The sequence below is a fragment of the Neolewinella persica DSM 23188 genome, from assembly GCF_000373105.1.
Taxonomy (GTDB): Bacteria; Bacteroidota; Bacteroidia; order Chitinophagales; family Saprospiraceae; genus Neolewinella; species Neolewinella persica.
Genome location: NZ_KB890436.1, coordinates 131,769 through 152,008, shown reverse-complemented (window position 1 = coordinate 152,008; position 20,240 = coordinate 131,769). Strand labels below are relative to the sequence as shown.

The 20,240-nt window shown below is 53.5% G+C and carries 14 protein-coding genes; 10 read left to right on the top strand and 4 right to left on the bottom strand.

All coding sequences use genetic code 11. The features are described from left to right. The first annotated feature begins 15 nt into the window (after window positions 1–15). From B036_RS0115265 to B036_RS0115255, 3 genes are all read left to right on the top strand, one after another. Window positions 16–2,802 (top strand): 2-oxoglutarate dehydrogenase E1 component, encoded by a 2,787-nt coding sequence (locus B036_RS0115265; RefSeq protein ID WP_020569603.1) that lies wholly within the window; start codon window positions 16–18, stop codon window positions 2,800–2,802. A gap of 130 nt (window positions 2,803–2,932) precedes the next feature. Further along, window positions 2,933–3,847, top strand: coding sequence for a transporter (locus B036_RS0115260; protein ID WP_026232022.1), 915 nt, complete (start codon window positions 2,933–2,935; stop codon window positions 3,845–3,847). A 58-nt stretch (window positions 3,848–3,905) separates the two neighbouring features. After that, the gene (locus B036_RS0115255) at window positions 3,906–4,631 is read left to right on the top strand and encodes a head GIN domain-containing protein (protein ID WP_020569601.1); all 726 of its coding nucleotides are present in this window, start codon (window positions 3,906–3,908) and stop codon (window positions 4,629–4,631) included. Between the two features lie 173 nt (window positions 4,632–4,804). Here the strand turns inward: B036_RS0115255 and B036_RS0115250 are convergent, their stop codons facing one another. Next, the gene (locus B036_RS0115250; RefSeq protein WP_020569600.1) at window positions 4,805–6,913 is read right to left on the bottom strand and encodes a T9SS type A sorting domain-containing protein; all 2,109 of its coding nucleotides are present in this window, start codon (window positions 6,911–6,913) and stop codon (window positions 4,805–4,807) included. Window positions 6,914–7,373: 460 nt separating this feature from the next. On the opposite strand from B036_RS0115250, the gene B036_RS0115245 reads away from it, so the two are divergent. Then, entirely contained in the window at window positions 7,374–7,826 is a 453-nt protein-coding gene (locus tag B036_RS0115245) for a transposase (RefSeq protein WP_020569599.1), read from the top strand. A 148-nt stretch (window positions 7,827–7,974) separates the two neighbouring features. Here B036_RS0115245 and priA read toward each other — a convergent pair whose 3' ends face one another. Next, a complete protein-coding gene (priA, locus tag B036_RS0115240) occupies window positions 7,975–10,452 on the bottom strand; it encodes a replication restart helicase PriA (protein WP_020569598.1) in 2,478 nt (825 codons plus the stop codon). A 208-nt stretch (window positions 10,453–10,660) separates the two neighbouring features. On the opposite strand from priA, the gene B036_RS0115235 reads away from it, so the two are divergent. From B036_RS0115235 to purE, 6 genes are all read left to right on the top strand, one after another. Further along, on the top strand, window positions 10,661–11,758 hold the full coding sequence (locus B036_RS0115235; RefSeq protein WP_245557477.1) for a DUF4291 domain-containing protein: 1,098 nt from the start codon (window positions 10,661–10,663) through the stop codon (window positions 11,756–11,758). Window positions 11,759–12,028: 270 nt separating this feature from the next. Continuing rightward, window positions 12,029–13,483, top strand: a complete 1,455-nt coding sequence (locus B036_RS29550; RefSeq protein WP_020569596.1) for a M14 family zinc carboxypeptidase — start codon at window positions 12,029–12,031, stop codon at window positions 13,481–13,483. A 162-nt stretch (window positions 13,484–13,645) separates the two neighbouring features. Then, entirely contained in the window at window positions 13,646–14,140 is a 495-nt protein-coding gene (locus tag B036_RS0115225; protein ID WP_020569595.1) for a dihydrofolate reductase, read from the top strand. Between the two features lie 263 nt (window positions 14,141–14,403). After that, window positions 14,404–15,864 (top strand): nicotinate phosphoribosyltransferase, encoded by a 1,461-nt coding sequence (locus B036_RS0115220; RefSeq protein WP_044102831.1) that lies wholly within the window; start codon window positions 14,404–14,406, stop codon window positions 15,862–15,864. A 65-nt stretch (window positions 15,865–15,929) separates the two neighbouring features. After that, window positions 15,930–16,643 (top strand): NUDIX hydrolase, encoded by a 714-nt coding sequence (locus tag B036_RS34520; protein WP_020569593.1) that lies wholly within the window; start codon window positions 15,930–15,932, stop codon window positions 16,641–16,643. A 160-nt stretch (window positions 16,644–16,803) separates the two neighbouring features. After that, window positions 16,804–17,295, top strand: a complete 492-nt coding sequence (gene purE, locus B036_RS0115210) for a 5-(carboxyamino)imidazole ribonucleotide mutase (protein ID WP_020569592.1) — start codon at window positions 16,804–16,806, stop codon at window positions 17,293–17,295. Between the two features lie 2 nt (window positions 17,296–17,297). Here the strand turns inward: purE and B036_RS29545 are convergent, their stop codons facing one another. Further along, window positions 17,298–18,584, bottom strand: coding sequence for an OmpA family protein (locus tag B036_RS29545; RefSeq protein ID WP_052333965.1), 1,287 nt, complete (start codon window positions 18,582–18,584; stop codon window positions 17,298–17,300). Window positions 18,585–18,691: 107 nt separating this feature from the next. Next, entirely contained in the window at window positions 18,692–20,227 is a 1,536-nt protein-coding gene (locus tag B036_RS0115200; RefSeq protein ID WP_020569590.1) for an OmpA family protein, read from the bottom strand. Window positions 20,228–20,240: the final 13 nt, after the last annotated feature.

The following is a 20,240-nucleotide window of genomic DNA, read 5'->3' as shown; positions in this document are numbered from 1 at the left end:
TGACCAAAGATCATCATGAGCAATTTTTCCCATCTCGCCAACGCCCATCCAAGCTACATCGAGAACCTTTACAAGCAATTTATTGCTGATCCCGCATCCGTAGATGAAAGCTGGAAGGACTTCTTCCTTGGCTTCGACTACGCCACCCAGAACGGTAACGGTGCCGTAGAGGAGCAGAGCGACAAACTTCCGGTAACCGCCGGAGGGGAGGTCGACTGGCAACACGTAGGAAAAGAACTCCGGGTTTTCGCCCTGATCAAAGCCTATCGGGTACGCGGGCACATGGATGCGGCGATTGATCCCATCAGTGAATTCGATGATCCGGACGCCTTGTTGGACCTGGAACGCTTCGAGCTAAAAGACTCCGACCTGGACGTGACCTTCAAAGCGGCGGAAGAATTATTCCTTCCTCCCAGCTCTTTGCGGGAGATCATTGCCCACCTTGGTAAGGTTTACCTGGGCAGTGTGGGTTTTGAGTTCGATCATATTTTCAAGCGGGAAAAACGCCGGTGGCTGCGTACCCGAATTGAGAAGCACGATCCGAAAAATGCTTATGGCCTCTCCGCTGAAGATAAAATGTACATCCTTTCCCGCCTCAACGATGCGGTTGGTTTTGAAGATTTTCTCAAAACTAAATATGTGGCCCAGAAACGTTTCGGTCTCGAAGGTGGTGAAGGAGCCATCGTGGGTCTCGACGCGATCATTAACCAGGCTGCCAACCAGGGTGTAGAGGAAGTCGTCATTGGCATGGCTCACCGGGGCCGTCTCAATGTACTGGCCAACATCATGGGGAAGAGTTACGAAAGTATCTTTCAGGAGTTCGAGGGCGTGACCCCCAAGAACATCCGGGGAGACGGCGACGTCAAATACCACATGGGCTACAGCAGCATAATGGGGACGCGCAGTGGTAAAGAGGTTCACGTAAAACTTGCACCAAACCCCAGCCATCTCGAGGCGGTAGGACCGGTAGTTGAAGGTTTCGCCCGTGCTAAGGCAGACATGCTTTACAACAACGACTACGATAAGATACTCCCCATCCTTATCCACGGTGACGCAGCGGTGGCTGGTCAGGGCGTCGTATTCGAAACGGCGCAGATGAGTGAGCTGGAAGCCTACAAAACTGGTGGTACCATCCACTATATCATCAACAACCAGATTGGTTTCACCACGGATTACAAAGATGCCCGTACCAGCATCTACGCCAGTGGTGTAGCAAGCGTGACCCAATCACCCGTTTTCCACGTCAATGGCGATGACCCGGAAGCCGTTCTTTTCGTTTCCCGCCTCGCGGTGGAATACCGGAATGAGTTCAACTCCGACGTGTACATCGATATGCTTTGCTACCGTAAAAACGGCCATAACGAAGGTGACGACCCAGGCTACACCCAGCCAGGGATGTATCAGAAGGTGAAGAAGCACCCTGATGTTCGTAAGATTTACATCGAGCAGCTGGTAAAGCGCGGTGACATCAATGAAAAGGCCGCTAAGAAACTTGGGGTTGATTTCAAGAAACGCCTTCAGGGCATCCACTCCGACGTAAAGAACAAAGACATCCCCTACCGCTACCAACCGCCAGAAGAAGCCTGGCGCGCGTTGGAAAGCGATCATTGGCAGGAAAAATTCTTCGCAGCATCTCCCGAAACTGGCGTAGACACAAATACGATCGATAAGATACTCAAGCACCTGACCACTTTGCCTGAAGACTTCGATCCGGTGAAGAAAGTCAACCGGCTTTTCTCCAGTTACCAGAAATCCATTGATAACGACCAGCTGGATTGGGCGTTAGGCGAATTAACCGCCTACGCAACGCTGCTGCTCGAAGGGCACAATGTGCGCATGACTGGCCAGGACGTTCGCCGGGGAACCTTCAGCCACCGCCACGCAGTGCTCACCAGCGAAGACGGACACGAAAAGCTCAACCGGCTCGATGGGATGACGGAAGACCAGGGTAAACTCCACATCTTCAATTCCCTACTGTCTGAATTTGCGGTACTCGGCTTCGAGTATGGCTATGCTACAGCCAGCCCGGACAACCTGGTGATCTGGGAAGCCCAATTTGGTGACTTCGCCAACGGCGCGATGACCATTTTCGATCAATTCATCGCAAGTGGAGAAAGCAAGTGGGCGCGGATGAACGGCCTCGCCGTACTGCTACCCCATGGCTACGAAGGTCAGGGACCAGAGCACTCAAGTGCCCGCATTGAACGTTTCCTGCAGCTATGCGCAGAGTACAACATGATCGTGGCCAACGTCACCATGCCTGCCAACTTCTTCCACCTTATGCGGCGCCAGCTGGCGTGGAATTATCGTAAGCCTCTGATACACATGAGCCCGAAGAGTGGTCTCCGCCACTCCATGGCCGTAAGCCCGGTAGCCGACTTTGGTCCGGGCACCAGATTCCAGGAAATCCTCGACGATCCGACGATCTCTGGCCAGGGCAATAAGAAGGTCAAGCGCTTACTGTTCTGTAGCGGAAAAGTTTACTTTGACCTCGCGCAGTACAAGGAAAAGAATCAGCGGGACGATGTTGCCATCGTTCGCCTCGAACAGCTCTTCCCACTACCTACGGCACAGGTTAACGCCATTCTTAAGCGTTACGCCAACGCTGAACCGATCTGGGTTCAGGAAGAAAGCCGCAACGCTGGTGCCTGGAGCTTCCTGAGTGAGCACTTCCTGTACAATGAGGCAATTGGTGTCAAGCTCAGTTATGTTGGGCGGGCTGCTACCGCTTCACCTGCAACGGGGTACAAGAAGGTCCATGTTAAGGAGCAAGACGAATTGGTGGAACGGGCGTTTGGGTAACGCTCAGGCAAAACCACTAAGGATGGTTTATTCGTAGGGTATATATCTCTGTGCACAATCACGGGTTGCTCTTTATGGGCAATGGGTGCAATGTCCGGAGAATTATCTTGCTTCTTTATAAACCAATACCATGTTATCCAGATTCTCCCAGCTCACGCTGCTTCTAGCGGCCCTCTGCTCTATGCCCCTTTGCGCCCAGGGCGTTGTTGATGGCTTCTTCCACACTGAAGGCCGTCTATCACTTACCGCCGGTGCAACCCGCGGTACTTTCGACGATTTTTACGTAGGCGAGGAGCTCTCTAACCCGGTCCCCGTTCACGGCAAAATCACCCAGATCATTTACAACGTCTACGGCAAATACGGCATTACGGACAACCTTAACCTTATAGTTAATGTACCTTTTATCGATGCGGAAGGAGCCGGACCAGGCGACCCAATTAATGGTGAACAGCAAGTATCCGGACTTCAGGACGTCACGATAATGGCACACTATCGCCCCTTCTCAACCTCCTTCAGTGGAGGACAATTTGACGGACTCGCTTCCGCTGGCGTTTCCTTACCGGGAGGTTACGAACCCAATGGCATACTGTCCATCGGTAGCGGCGCATTCGCTGCTGACCTTAAAATTGGCGGACACCTCCAGCTTACCTCCGGAGTATTTGCCACCGCCATCGCCGGTTACAGCCTCCGTGGTAGTGCCGACGACACCTTTGGCGTAATTGAAGGCGAATCCTTCGACGTGCCTAACGCCATCAACTTAATGGCCAAACTAGGCTACGCAGGGGGCTTCTTCTACGTCGATGGATGGATTGACTACCAATCTTCCAGTGATGGCGTCGACATCATGGGACCTGGCTTTACTGGCAACTTCCCGGAAACAAAAGTCGACTACACCCGGGTAGGACTTACCGGTTATATGCCCATCAATCATTACTCCGGAATTAGCGTTAGCTATGGAAGTGTCATCAGCGGTCGTAATCTTGGTAAAACCACTTACCTAAACGCGGGCCTCACGATTGTATTTAACGAGAAGAAATCTGAGTGATGCCAATAGGTGCAACCCTTAACTTGAAGAATCGTCTCTTAGGGCAAACTACTAAACCATGAGACAAGTCTTCACTCTACTCCTCGTTTTCGCTTTCACCGCTGCCATCTCTGCCCAAAACTGGGGCAACCGCAACCGCGTGAAAGGTAATGGCGATACAACTACTCAAGAACGTAAAGTTTCTTCCTTCTCCGGCATCCAGACCTGCTGCTCCTTCAATGTGGAAGTTCGGAAAGGTGCTCCGGGTGTCCGCGTTGAGGCAGAAAGCAATCTGCAAGAATACATTAAGACGGAAGTATCCGGTGGCCGCTTGAGTATCGGGTTTACCAACAACACCAACATCAGTAACCATAAGCCCATTCGCGTTTACGTAACGATGAATGAATTGGATTACGTAAAAGCGAGTAGTAGCTCTAAAATAGAATTTAAAGACGCTTTTAGTGGTGACGAACTGGAAATGCACGTCAGCAGCTCAGCGAACATTATGGGCGTTGAATTTTCTGGCAAAACCATTTACCTGGACGCCAGCAGCTCAGGTAAAATCGAACTTGCGGGAACCGGGAACCGAATCCGCGCCAAGGCAAGTAGCTCTGGTCGTATTGATGCTTCCGATTGCAAGGTTAACAATGGCCGTGCATCGGTCAGCAGTGGCGCCAATATCAACCTCAATGTATCTGGAGAATTGGACGCGTCGGCCTCTTCAGGCGGTACGGTTCGTTATAAAGGATCTCCCTCCGTTGACTCAGACACCAGCTCTGGAGGTTCCGTGCGGTCAGGAAAATAACTCCGCTCCCACCAAAACCGATACCGCTTCATAAAGGTAGCTTCGGAAACTAAGTCCCCACCCTAGGATGACCCTATATTGAGGCATAATTACTCGTTTAGAGTATCATAGGGATGACTTTAGAAGCCCGGTCCAGTAGAGGACCGGGCTTTTTTATGTCCGAAAACAGCGCATTAGCGCACGATTACTCTTTCCGCAAAATTCCCTTCTGAGGTCCTGCCAACGACTACATAAGGCCCTGCCGGAAGCAATCGCAAATCGAGTTGGAGTTGCTGTTCACCAGGGGTGAGTTGAAGTTTTCGCCCACTTTGCAGCACCCTTCCATCGACTGAAATAACCATCCAATCAAGATTCCCCGATGCGGTAGCGGTATAGTTCAGGGTACTCATTCCACTGGTGGGATTTGGGCTTATTTGGGCGCGAACGCGGGACGCAAGGAAAGGATTAACGGCAGTGACGACCCCATCGGCGCGTGGCGCGCCGGGCACCCAACGTTCCCACCCTCTTTCATAAGCACCGATATCGGGTGCCCATCCGCTGATGTCCACCGTAATTCCTTCAATGAACTTACCAGCGTTCACCAGTTCTGAATCATCCGCCGGCCGGAAGTCGAGATTCACCAGATCACGGAATGGATCCATTGGATTAATCAGGTTATTCTCCTCACTTTGTCCTTTCCACGTGCCACCGTCTGCGTAGTTGTTCCAAACACGATTACCCGTTTGAACGCGGCCATTGAGCCACACATCCATTGCACCACCGACGTTCCAGAAGGTGTTATTAAAAATATCGTTGTTCCAGGCATCCCAGTTCATTTGAACCGCCGACCAGCTAATGTTCCAGACTACGTTGTGGTGTACGTCGTAGCCTTTGCTGTCGTTGTCCAGGTAGATGCCGGCACAACGGCCGTCGGCGTACTCCGGTCCAAAACTATCGTGAAACCAGTTGTGGTGAATACTCGTATTCTTATCCTCTTCGTTTCCGACGACGTAAAACAGACCACCATCGTTGTTAATGCGCATACAATCGGAAACATCATTCCAGGCTACTTCGCAATCATTGGCCGGGATAAAAACACCGCCCCGTCCACCGCCAACAATGGTATTCTGCAGCATTTTTGACCGTGGAGCCCGGCATCGTACTGGCGAGGAGTGGTTGCCCACAGTATTAAATTCCCTGATTTCATTACCGATGATGGTAATGTCGCTTACACCACCCCACCCTTGTACCGAGATACCGTTCATTGATCCCCCTTCGATCAGGTTGCCCTCAATGAGAATATTGCTGGCCTGAACGTGGAGAGCTCCTTCCGCCACCTGGGCGTCGGTATTCCCTAACTCATCAATGGCCTGATACCCATGGCGGATTTCACAGTTTCGGATTATCCCATTATCTCCCTTTAGATTAACAATTCCGCCAAATATGGTCATCCCTTCCACTACGATCCATGGCTGTTCAATGAGTATGGTACGTTCACGAGCAGCGTATTCCACCATTACGGTGGATAGATCAATGTTACCTGGGGGCTGGAAATAAACCTCGTTAGCACCGTCATCGAAGTACCATTCTCCTGCATAATCCAGCAAATCCAATGCACCGAAGACGTAAAAACGACCTCGGTTACCGTTCCTGAAAACAGTTGGGTTGTGTGGGTTAAAGGGCCAGCGGGTGATGTCATTGGCCGTATGATTGATCGTCTTACCGGAAACGGAAGTGATTGGTTGTGTCCAGCTTGCGCCGGAGTGTGCGCCGAGATACCAAATATAGCCACCAGCTAAATCAATATTCGAGGGAAGGTCTGTTGTGATCAACGAGCTGGCGGTACCATTGTCAACGGTCATCGCATCGATTGTGAAGGGATCGTCGTCGGTGTTATTTGGCCATCGGGCCATATCCATCGCTTCCTGTTCAAAGAACAGCATCGTTTGCCGGCCGAGGTTCATATTGACCGCAGCTTTGAAGATATCACCTTCATGTGCTTGCCAACCGGTTAGCGGCTCGGTAGCGGAGAGGGTAACCTGGTCTTCTCCGAAAGCCCGGAAGGTGATGGGCGCGGCGGCGGTGCCGCCGTTGGCTGGGTTCAGCACTTCCCGGTATACGCCGGTTTTGATGTAGCAAACATCTCCAGCCTCCATTATCGACGCAGCTTTGCTGATGGTTAAAAAGGGGTTACCCTCCGTACCGTCGTTGAGATCGTCTCCGGTTTTAGCAACGTAGTAATCGGTGGCGCCCAGTAGGTTCGCCAGAAAGAGGAGTAAAAATGGTAGTGTACCTGTACGCATTTGAATGGGGGATTTCTAGTTAAAAACTTGCTTTAGCAAGTTAAAGCAAGAAGGTCTGCCCGAACGGGTGAATGGACGTTTGTGGTAGGGATTGGGATGGGGGTGTTTCACCCGGGATCTCGGCCGCTGCTGCAGGGAGTCAGTCCTGGCGGCAGTGTTTCACCCCGGATTCCGGCTGCTGCTGTAGGGAGACAGTCCTGGCGGTAGTGTTTTACCCCGGATTCCGGCTGCTGCTGTAGGGAGACAGTCCTGGCGGTAGTGTTTTACCCCGGATTCCGGCCGCTACTGCGGGCCTGCATCCGGGGTTAGTTAGGGTCGACCCCTACGGGGTCTTAAGCGCCTGTAAACGCATATAAACGTAAGTATACGTTTAAAAGACGCTTAATTCGCCAGGCTTATTGGTGCTTTGTAAAAGTAATTACACTGACATCCGATCCCGCGTGGATCTAAAAGCTGCCTTATGAGTAAGACTTACACCCGCATCATCTATCAAGTCGTTTTTTCAACGAAGCATCGCCGTCCGACGCTGCTCGGCCAGCCCGAACGGGAACGCCTTTTCCTGCAAATGCGGCAGGTGTTAAAAAACAGGAAGTGCCATTTCTATCGAGCCGGAGGTGTAGAGGATCACCTTCACCTGGTCTTCGCCCTGCATCCTGCAGTAGCCCTCTCGGCCCTAGTAAAGGAGATAAAACTATCAAGTTCAGACTTCATCAAGGCTCATCGCCTATTTCCGCATTTCGACTATTGGCAGGTAGGCTACGGAGCCTTCACCTATACCCCAAAAGTATTACCCCGACTAATCCCGTATGTCCGTAACCAAGTTGATCATCACCGTGGCGAAACTTCCGCCGACGAACTTCGCCGTCTCCTTGAATTTCACGGCATAGAATACGAAGAACACTATTTCGAATAGCCTACCTTGCGACCCCGTAGGGGTCAACCTTAAATATCCCCGGATGCAGGCCCGCGCAGCGGCTGTAATCCGGGGATACCCACACAAGCCGCGCAGCGGCTGGCTTTCCCGAGACCTCAAAATATGACCGTAGCCCGGGAATAAGGGACTAATAAGGATCAACATCCACCACCACCCGCACCCCGCTTAGCCGCTCAGTAGTCCCCAGCTTATCGACCGCAGCGCGGACGACTGACTTAACCCGGCCCAGCTCTTTACCATCAGGCTTTACCCGGATAACCATATCCTGCAGGTAGTACGTCCGCAGGCGGGCGACGCTGGGCTCAAAAGGGCCGTCCACCAGCCCCGGAAGGTGGTGGTTCAACCAACTCCCGACCAGCTTGGCCGCCTCCTCCACGGTATTGCGTTTGGGGTGACGAAATTGCAGGTTAATCATCTTGACGTAGGGAGGGAACCGGTGCTGCGCCCGGTTATCCGCTTCCCGCTCGATGAAACGATGAAAGTCGGCGTTGAGGACATCGGTCAGGACCGGGTGATTACGTTCCATCGACTGGATGATGACTTTGCCCTGCTTGTGCTTACGGCCGGCACGGCCGGCCACCTGGGTCATGAGTTGGAAGGCGCGCTCATCGGCGCGGAAATCGGGGAAGCGCAGCAACTGGTCAGCGCTGATGATGCCAACGAGACCGACCCGCTCGAAATCCAAACCCTTGGTCACCATTTGGGTGCCGACCAGGATATCCAGTTCTCCTTCCTCGAAGCGTCCAATCAGTGCCGCTAGTGCATTTTTACCACGCGTAGTATCTGCATCCATCCTTGCTATACGGGCATCGGGGAGGAATATTTTCAGTTCATCCTCAATTTTTTCCGTGCCGGTACCACCCAATTTCATTTCGGGGCCGCCGCAGGCGGAACAGCTTTCGGGTGGAGTAACCGAATAGCCACAGCAATGGCAGCGCAGGCGGTGCTGGAACTTGTGGTAAGTCAGGGAGACGTCGCAGTTGACGCACTCGATGGTGTGGTCGCAGGTCGGGCAGAAGTACACGGGGGCGAAGCCCCGGCGGTTCTGAAAGAGAATCACCTGTTCGCCGCGTTCAAGGGTCGCTTTGATCTCATTTAATAAGGTAGGCGTAAAGAAAGGATGACGATTGCCGTGTTCGTCCTCTTCGCGGGCGTCGGCCAGCTCTACTTTGGGCATGGCCAGGCCACCGAAGCGTTCCGGCATAGAGACGAGGCCATATTTACCACGTTTAGCATTCTCCCAGCTTTCCAGGCAAGGGGTGGCGGTACCAAGGATGGTTTTCGCGCCGTGGAGGTACGCCAGGAATACACCTACATCGCGCCCGTTGTAGCGTGGGTTTGGCTCATGCTGCTTGTAACTGGAGTCGTGTTCCTCATCAATCACCACCAACTCTAACTTCGTAAACGGTAGAAAGAGGGCCGAGCGTGGACCAACCACCGAAGTCGTTCCGGCCTGCACCGCCTTCCATATCTCCACCCGTTCCATATTATTGAGGCGGGAGTGGTAGACCGCAATTTTATCCCCCAGCACTTTCTTCAGTCGCTTGACGATTTGACCGGTAAGCGCAATTTCGGGCAAGAGATAAAGTATTTGTCCGCCGCCATCCAGCACTGCCTTCATCATTTCCAGGTACACCCGGGTCTTCCCGCTACCGGTGACGCCGTGGACAAGAACAGGCTTTCCCGCTTCATGAAAACTTTGCACCTGCGCCAGCGCCCGAACCTGTTGTTCACTCAAATCATACGCCGAAATGGTGTCCTCTTCTCCCCCGCCGATGCGGCTGATTTCCCGTTCGTAGAATTCGAAGATACCCTTCTTGACCATGGCCTTGATCGCCGAATCCGGTGCGCCGGTGCGCTTCGTCAGATCGACCCGCCGGATAAACGGCAGCGTACGCGACACCTGCAAATATTCCAATAATACCGCCGTCTGGTGCTCCGACCGGCTAACGAGTTCAAAGGCCGCGATCCGTTCCGGTTCCGTCTGGTAGGCCGGGCTGAATCGCACACACTTCACTACTTTCGGCTTATAGCGCTCCTGTAATTCCTCCTTCAAAAAGAGGATGTGCCGGTCAAGCAACCGCCGAATAACGGGGTAAACCGTCTTCTTCTGTAGGATATCCCGCACGTCTTTTAGTGTCAGTTCCTGCTGCAGGGTGAGGGCCTCCACGATCATGTATTCCTGATCGTCGAGCTGGGTGGCGTCGTCGCTGAACAGCGGGCCGAGCGTAATCGTCGTCTCGCTCGTCAGTTTCAGATGGCTGGGCAGGCCGGCGTTCATCACCTCACCTACGGTGCAGCTGTAATAGCTCGCCATCCATTCCCACAGCTTGATTTGCTGAGCCGTGATCAACGGTTCCAGGTCGATGACGCTCAGGATCGGTTTCACCTTATGCCCCGGGTGCTCGCCGTGCAGCCGGCGCACGATGCCGGTGTAGTGTTTGCTCCGGCCAAACTGGACCTCAACGCGCAGTCCCGGCTTCAGCTGCGTCACCATCTCCTCGGGCACCGAGAAGGTATAACTCTGACGCAAGGCCAGGGGCAGGATGATGTCGGCGTAGATGGTGCCTGCGGAGGGGAGCGTTGTTTGTTCGAGGAGGGTCAAGTTGGTCTATTGGACTTTTGGTTCTATTGGTCTATTGAGGTGTTAGCGCCAAGCTACATTAACTTGTGGTTCGAGATGTAAAAATGCATTGAATTGTTGCAAATATAGAAAGGAGAGAAGGGAGGGAAAGGTTGAAGGGGACGTTTCTTTTCGCTGCTGGCAACTAAACTCGTTCATCAAATCATTATGTTGGTTGAAAGATTGAGTTATGAAGACACCGTCCGCTGATTTACAAAGGTTCCACGCTGCGTTTGAGCAAATGATCGCTCCCCGTGATCCGCAAGCGGTATCGGAATATTACGAAATTGATCGAACCGGATTGACGGAATTGGAGATCCTGAGCTTTGACCAACAGCTATTTTCGATGAACTGGCACCAGCTACACGAGGAACTGGCCAGTGGTTTTCAAAAAGCTGCTCACCCGGCAACGGCAGAATTTATTTTTGAGCAGGTAGCCTCCGGGGATATTCCAGAATTTGATTACAAGCCCTGTTCCAGAAAGTGCGTTTGGGCACTGGCGGATATAGGCACGGCCGAGGCAAAAGCTTATTTGGAGGAACTATCCCAATCCAAGAATGAACACGTTAGTGGTTTTGCTCAGCGTAGATTAAGCCGTTGGGCGCTTGAAATTCCGCGAAAAGGGCGCACGATTTCGGGAAAAAAGCTGGCCCGGGACAGCATTAAGGTCCAGCCGTACCTGAAGTACCAAGCGGGACTCCCGGTTGCTGGCCGTCAGATCATTGCTTACCAGACAGCAGAAGACATCGTCGTTTACCAGGCCTACAAGCCGGCGATTGCCGATTATGCGGTTGCGCATCAGCAATTTGGCGGCCCTGCCTTCAGCTATAACCGGATGTCGTGGATAAAACCCAATTTCCTTTGGATGATGTACCGGTGTGGGTGGGCGGAAAAAGCGGACCAGGAGCGGGTCCTGGCCATTCACCTCCGCAAGTCAGACTGGGAGGAGATTCTCAGCAAGGCCGTTTTCAGTTCTTTTCAACCTGATATTTATGAAACGGAGGCGGCATGGAAGGCTCGGCTGGCGAGTAGTGAGGTCCGGCTGCAATGGGACCCGGATCATGATCCATACGGCGGTAAACTTGAACGGAAAGCGATTCAGATAGGAATGAAGGGAGACATCTTACGCCGGTTTGGCACGCAGATGATTCGTAAAATCGTCGACATTACGCCCTTCGTGAAAAAGCAGAAATTATACGTGGATAAAAGGGATCTGGCCAGACTGGAAATTCCTCATGAAACCGTTTTCAAGCCGTCCCGAGAACTGAACATTGGCTTAACTGAATAGTGATTTTGGGCGGGGCCGCATGTGCAGGAAGCGGGTAAAAGAGCCATAAAAGTAACGCCGGCTTATACCTGCGAGCCCGGTCGAGGTTAACGCCGGCAAGGAGCGGAAGCAAGGGTCTCCAGCCGCGAGATGACGAAAGGAGAAGCTGCCCAAACGAAGCAAGAACCAAAAAGCTAAGTGCCAGGAGCGCGGCATTTCCGCCCGCCGCCGGAGGCGGCACCGCCCAGGGTGAAATATTATTATATCTTCATCTCCCCCAATCGATTCACCATGCTACGCTTCCTCCTCCCTTTCCTGCTTTGTGTGTCCCTCTGCTCCTGTACTTCAGCGGGGTCCGAGGCCGCCTCGCAAAATGACTACCCTACCTTACCCCTGGCAGAAGTCAAAGCCAGCCTCGCCGCGCACAAAACAGCCGCCATCACCACCCGCCGTTTCAAACAGCGGGACCTTCGGCCCCTGATCAATAACCTGCCGGAGACCTTCACCGTCGACACTGCAGGTCGCTCCGTAGAGGGCCGTCCACTCTGGCGCGTTGCCTGGGGCAACGGAGCCACCGAGGTCCTGCTCTGGAGCCAGATGCACGGCGACGAACCCACCGCCACCGCCGCGCTGTTCGACCTGTTCTCGTGGCTGGAAGGCAGCGGTGACGGACTGGATACCGTCCGCCAAACCATCCGCGAAGCGCTGCACCTCACCTTCCTGCCGATGCTGAACCCGGACGGAGCGGAGGTCTACCAACGACGCAACGCCCTGGGCATCGACCTCAACCGGGATGCACTGCGCCAGACCAGTCCCGAAGCACGCCTGCTGAAGGGTGAGCGCGAGCGCCTCGACGCCGCCTGGGGCTTCAACCTTCACGACCAAAGCACGTACTACAGCGCCGGCTTTCCCGCCGAGAAGGGCTGCGTAGCGTCCATCCTCGCACCGGCCTATGACTGGGAGAAATCCGTCGATGAAAAGCGCGAAGACGCCATGCAAATGATCGCGCTGATGAACGACGTTTGGCAAGACGAAGTCCCCGGTCAGATCGGACGTTACAACGATGATTTCGAGCCCAGAGCCTTTGGGGATAACCTCCAAAAATGGGGTACCCGAACCATCCTCATTGAATCCGGCGGCTACGCCGGCGACCCGGAAAAACAAGAAATTCGCCGCCTCAATCTTTTGGGGCTTATCGCTGGTCTTTACGGCATCGCTACCGGTGGTCAGGAAGCCTATTCCCTGGCGGATTACTGGGCAATTCCAGAAAACCAATCCAGTGGCATGCATGATCTTAAGCTGGTGGGCGGCACCCTCGTCCGCCCCGACGGGGAGTATATTGTAGACATCGGTTTTCGCTTCAACGAACGGAGCCTGGCACCAGACTACCGGGAATATACCTCCCGCGCCTACGTCAGCGATGTCGGCGACCTGCATACCTTCGGTGCCTTCGAAACAGTTGAGGCCAGCGGGCTAAAGATGGTCCCCGGTAAAACCATGAAGGGGAGGTTGGACAGCCTGCAGATCCTTCAGCTTAACGCTAAGGACCTTTACCAAAAAGGCTATACCGCAGTTATTGGTGACCATGCGATGCCTGATCACCCGGCCGGAAAGCAGCTGCGAATTCTTCAGGGGGGTAAAGCATCGGAAGCTGTGGAGCCTGGTGAAGCTGTCGATCTGATTTTGTACCGGGGAGATCAGTTGGTGGGCGTGGTAATTGAGGGGCGTTATCGGGAGCTGGAATAAATGTATGTTGGGGCAAGGCTGGCAGGTTATTGCTGAGGGGTTCCCTCGTTGGCGTTGCCAACTCCGTCACCCCTCATTACGATAGACGTCCCTTCGGGACTAAGCTTGTAAAAAAAAGAACTATCCGGCTGAAGCCGGAGCTACAGGTAATACCTTCGCCTTATGAAACTCTCCGCCATAGTAGCCACCGACCGTAAGGGCACCATCGGAAAAGATGGAGACATCCCCTGGTATCTCCCGGCTGATCTCCAATTTTTTAAGCGCACAACGCTTGGCCATCCCGTCATTATGGGTCGGAAGACCTTTGCCAGCATCGGCAGACCGCTGCCGAAACGGACAAACGTGGTGCTGACGCGCGATGCTTTTTTTACGGCTACGGGAATTGTGGTAACGCACAGTCTGGAAGAGGCGCTGAATCATCCCTCGGTCACCGAGGCGGAGACCGCCTTCATCATTGGCGGCGGAGAACTGTACAAGCAGAGCCTGGCGTTGGTCTCCACAATTTACCTCACCATCGTGGATGCGGATATTGAAGACGGCGATGCCTTCTTCCCGAAGCTTGACCCGGAGGAATGGCAGGAGGTTTGGAGCGAGGGGCACCGACCGGAGGGAAAGAATGAGCTGGCCTACCGGTTTTCTAAATGGCTGCGACGGTAGTAATCATTCAGGCAGTAAGACCTTAAGTTTTACGCTAAGAAGAAGGACAGCGATCCCCTTGCATTTCCCAGGCGATCTATATAGAAATGCTATGATAATTTGTGCACTTACGCTCAACACGCATGCAGTCTGAGTGATTCCTCCTTTGCAAGTTTGCCTACCTGCTTTTTTCTTGTTACCTCAATGCCTTAATGGTGAATTAAAGTCGCCAACTTGCAAATATAAGATTCAGGGCATACCTTTGCTTAAATTTTAAACTAACTATGTTGCCGACCTCTCACCTCCACCATATTTACCGTCCTGATTTTGGTATGCTGACTGATTTGTACCAACTCACCATGGCGGCGGGATACTACGATCAGCGCATCCATGAGCGGAAGGCCATCTTCCATTTGTTTTACCGCAAGGCACCATTTGGAGGAAATTTTGCGCTGGCTGCGGGTCTTGCTCTCGCCATTGACATAGTTCAGGGGCTAAAGTTTAGTGCCGACGACGTGCAGTACCTCGGTCGCCTCAAAGGGGCGAACGGGACGCCGCTGTTTAAGGAACCTTTTCTTAATTACCTTCAGCGGATGAAGTTTACGGGAACCATCCACGCGGTACCCGAAGGGGAGATCGTGCTACCGCACGAGCCACTGCTCCGCATCGAGGCTAACCTCATTGAGGCACAGCTGTTGGAAACAGCACTTTTGACCGTCATGAACTTCAGTACCCTGATCACAACCAAAGCCGCCCGCATCAAAGCGGCTGCGGGGGAGGATACCGTCCTTGAATTTGGTCTGCGCCGAGCGCAGGGAATCGACGGAGGGCTTACGGCCAGCCGCTCCGCTTACATTGGAGGTTGTGACGCTACGTCCAATGTTTGGGCTGGGCGTTATTACAACATCCCGGTTAAGGGTACCCACGCACACAGCTGGGTGATGGTCTTCCCGCGCGAAATCGATGCCTTTGAGGCATATGCGGCATCGATGCCGAACAACTGCACTTTTCTGGTGGACACTTACGACACGGAAGAAGGCGTTAGAAACGCCGTCAGGGTTGGGAAGCAACTGAGAGAACGAGGACATGAAATGCTCGGGATCCGGCTAGACAGTGGAGACCTGGCTGAATTATCTATTCTTGCCCGGCAGATACTGGATGAAGGTGGTTTCCCGCAGGCCAAAATCGTTGCCTCCGACAGCCTCGATGAATATGCGATTACTGAGCTGAAGGCCAGGGGAGCCAAAATCGACGTCTGGGGCATCGGTACCCGCCTGGCCACCGCCCACGACCAGCCGGCACTGGGAGGTGTTTACAAATTAGCCGCCATCCAGAATGAACGGGGGGAATGGGAACCACGAATCAAGCGATCCGAAACGCCGATCAAGACGAGCAACCCAGGTAAGCTGAACGTACGGATATTCCACTTCATGGAAAGAGGTGCGGCGACCGCACATGGCCGGGTGATCTATAACGAGTTTGACGGAAAAGACATGGTAAGTGCAACCACCGAAAATGGAAACGAACATCCGCTCCATCATCACGATGCCATGCGGGAAACGGACCTGTTGGAGCTTGTCTTCAAAAACGGGGAAATGGTCTTTGCGCTTCCAACCCTCCAAAGCACCCGCGACCGCGCCATGAAGAACTGGCAGAGATGGAACCAGGGACAGGAGGGCAGCAATTTCAATACCCAACTGGAAAGCCGGCTTTATGACTTGAAAATGAAGCTACTAGCAGAATAAGCTTGTTCTGGCAACCTAAGCTCGTCCGCACTAACTATCTTTGCTTAATCCTAAAGTCAACACGTATGTACACTTACGAATACCCGCGTCCTTCCGTTACGGTCGACATTGTAGTCTTTGGCTACGATGGTGGTAAGCAATTGAAAATGTTGCTTATCCAGCGCGGAAGCGAACCCTTTAAAGGCAGTTGGGCGCTTCCTGGTGGATTCGTCGATATGGGCGAAACCCTTGAAGAGGCCGCCCTGCGGGAACTAGAGGAAGAAACTGGCGTAAAAGATTTGTTCGTTGAGCAGCTTTACACTTACGGCGCGATTGACCGGGATCCTCGCGGGCGGGTCATCTCCGTTGCTTATTTTGCGTTGGTGAACCTACAGGATCACCCCGCAGTTGCCTCGTCTGACGCGGATAAGGCAGAATGGTTCTCCCTCGATGAGCTCCCGGAATTGGCCTTCGACCACAGCGAAATAATCGCTATGGCCAACAGTCGCCTGAGCGCAAAAGTGCGCTATCAACCGATCGGTTTTGAGTTGTTGCCGGAAGAATTCACTCTGGGCCAACTGCAGCAGTTGTATGAAACCGTGCTGAATGTGGAAGCCTTCAACAAACGAAACTTCCGGACCCGCATTTTGCGGACGGGTATTCTTGAGGAAGTCGGCCGTCAGCAGAACGTTGCACACCGGCCAGCGGTTCTCTACAAATTCAATCAGGATACTTATAAAGACCTGGCCAAGCAGCGGGATAGTGGGGTACTGCGACGGGCTTTGGACTTTGAGATTTAGGAACGCTTAGGTTTTGAACCATTAAGGCATTAAGGATTTTTCACCACTAAGGCATTAAGCACAAAGGGCTACATTAAGAATATCCAAGGTCTTGGGATAAGTGCAAAGAACGGCTTCCCCACCAACAGACCAACAGACCAACAGACCAAAATACTAACCAATGGTATCCATCATCATGGGCTCCGATTCCGACTTACCAATCATGCGGCAGGCTGCGGAAATCCTTACTGAATTCGGCATTGAGATCGAAGTGACGGTTGTTTCCGCCCACCGGACGCCGGATCGGCTGTTCGAATACGCTAAGGCAGCTGCGGGCCGGGGTGTGCAAGTCGTTATTGCCGGCGCCGGAGGCGCCGCGCACCTACCCGGCATGGTGGCCAGCCTGACGCCGCTGCCCGTGATCGGTGTGCCGATCAAGAGCCGGAACAGCATTGACGGCTGGGATTCGGTCCTCTCCATTTTACAGATGCCGGGAGGTATTCCCGTCGCTACCGTTGCCCTCGATGGGGCCAAGAATGCCGGCCTGCTCGCTGCGCGGATTTTGGGCGCGCAGGATGAAGTCATCCGGCAGAAGATGGCGGATTATCAGGAGGCGCTAAGGGCGCAGGTGCAGGTTAAGTATGAGCGGTTGGAGAAGGATGGGTGGGAATAAGTCTACCCCGGCGTCAAAGCAAACTCCACCCGCCGGTTCAAATCCCGCCCCACCGTAGTATTATTATCTGCCCGCGGCCGCATCCCTCCGTAGCCAATCGTCGAGATTCGGCTTCCGTCGATGCCCTTAGAGATCAGGTACCCACGGCAGGCAAGTGCGCGCAGTTCACTCAATTTTTGGTTGTTCTCATCCGTCCCGGTGTTATCGGTATGACCGTAGATGGTAAGTTTGAAGCTGGGTTGATCCTTCAGGATATCGACCAGATCGTCAAGTACAAGCAAACTTCCAGGCGTCAGTTTATCTGAGCGGGGAGCAAAGGTAATTTCGTTAGTTGCCCTTTCGAGGCGGGCTTTGATGTCGGGCGTCACCTCCGGGCAGCCGCGGTTAGGGCCAGCTACTTCGGGGCAGTCGTCATTATGGTCTTCGAAGCCATCTTTATCGGTATCCGGGCAGCCAGTATACAGACTACCTGGGGTATTGGGGCATTGGTCGATATCGTCGGGGACACCGTCGTTGTCAATATCCGGACAACCCTTAAGACGCTTTTTACCGGCTTCGTAGGGGCACTGGTCCTGGTGATCGGGCAGACCGTCTTTATCATAATCGGGGCAGCCGTTGGTGGAGACAGGGCCGGCGGCCTGCGGGCATTCATCGTTCTTGTCCGTAACACCATCCCGGTCAGCGTCGGGGCAGCCGCCTGCGGAGGATACCCCTGGAACATCAGGGCATTTGTCCTTACCGTCAGGTATTCGGTCACCATCACGATCCGGTTGCCCAAATCGAATGACGTAGCCAACGCCAGCCATTAGGTTATCCCGGTTCTCCCGGCTGCCTTTCCGGTACTCCACCTGGAGGTTAAACCACATATCTTTCCCCAGGCGAAGATCTGCTCCGACCCCAAAGGGTACTTCGGAAAAGGGCTTGGAATCACTTTCGGCCCGGAAAGCATATCCTCCCTGCACGTACGGAGAAATAGCGCCTTCAGTACCAAAAGGGGTTACCCTGGCGATGAGGTCAATGGAAGTAAACTGTTTGTTGGTAAACTCCCCTACGTCCACGTTACCAAGGCGAATTGGGACCAGCAGCCCGAGTTCTTTTCTCAGTTGTCGGCGTAAGCCTAATTCAATAGCATAACTCTTCTGAATATCCCGCTCCAACTTCCCCACGTCCACCTGATGGTCGATCATCAGCATACGGGCAGAGAGGGTAGTAAAACGGCCGGGGTCGCTCACCTGCCCGGAGAGGCAGCTACTTGCTACAAGAAGAAAGCAGAGCAACAGGCGGTTCATAGTATTCAGGTTGCAGGGTTTAGGTTGCAGGGTTCAAGTTACAGGTTGCAAGTTGCAGGTTGCAGGTCGCGGCATAGTACTCAATAACGTCTGAAAAATCGAAAATCTTATTGTCGGGGAATGAGATCAAACTCCACCCGGCGATTCAGTCGCCGGCCTTCTACTGAGCTATTTTCTCCCACGGGGCGGGTTTCGCCGTAGCCTGCACTGCTGATCCTTGTCGAACTAATACCGGTTGCCACAATGAATTTTTGGCACGCCTCCGCCCTTTGCTCGCTTAGCGACAGGTTGTTTACGTCTGAGCCAACATCGTCAGTGTGCCCGCTGATCGTAAGGTTATAATCAGGATACTGGCGCATGATTCCGCCTATTTCAGAGAGGATGATGTAGCTGGTTTCCATCAGTTTTGCCGATCCTGTTTCGAAACGGACAGCCCGGGCGGCATATTCCAGTCGTTCTTTAACCTCTTCCTTAATTTCGGGGCAGCCGCCGGAGGCGGCCGGGCCGGCCTGAGTGGGGCATCGATCCTCATTGTCGGCAACACCGTCACCGTCTGAGTCCGGGCAACCCCTGAAATTACCCGCCTGATCGGGGCAGGCATCGTCTCCGTCAGCAACACCATCGCCGTCGGCGTCGGGGCAACCTTCTTTGGTGGTACCTGGCTCGTCCGGGCATTTGTCCAGGTGATCAGCAACGCCGTCACCATCAGTATCCGGGCAGCCCATCATGGCAGCGGTACCGGGATCAGCGGGGCATTTATCTTCAGCATCCGGGACGCCATCTCCGTCGGCATCCGGGCAGCCCATCATGGCCTTGGTTCCTATATCCATCGGGCATTTATCGTCGGCATCGATGATGCCATCACCATCAGTATCGGGACAGCCCATAGATGTTGCCGGGCCAACCTCTTCCGGGCATTTATCGTCAACATCAGGTACGCCATCCATGTCCGTATCCGGGCAACCGGCAAGGTTTGCCGAACCGGGTAGCTTGGGGCATCGGTCTTCAGCATCTGTAATCCCGTCCATATCTGTATCCGGACAGCCGTTCGTGGCGGCCGGGCCTGGCGCTGTGGGGCAGAGGTCGTTTCGGTTAACGATGCCGTCCTTATCCGTATCAATGCTGCTGAAACGGTAAACGTAACCAACACCCGCCATTACGTTGCTGCGCAGGTCCTGGTCAGATATACGATACTCTCCCTGCACGTTAAACCAGGAGTTCTTATCAAGGCGGAAATTCAGGCCAAGACCCAGGGGAATTTGATGGTTAGCATCATCAAATCGTTCAGATACGACCCCGTAGCCGGCGTGGAGATATGGGCAGATTTTTCCCTCCGTTCCAGCTGGATAAAACTGCGCTAAGGCCTCGATGCCCGAGATCGAAATATTATTAAGCTCCCCCACATCGATCACCCCAATTTTTATGGGCACCGCAATACCGAACAGTTTGGTGAACTGTCGGCGAAATCCAAATTCGAGCGCATAGGTTTGCGAAGCCCCATCCAACATCTCGTTCGGGATATTGTGATCAATGGCCAATACCCGTGCGGAAAGGGCATTGTAGGAATTCAAATTGTTGTCCTGCCCGAACAGGCTGCAGGTGCTCAGCAGCACCAATAGGCTGCCAAAAATTACTCGTTTCATGGGATTGCTTCTG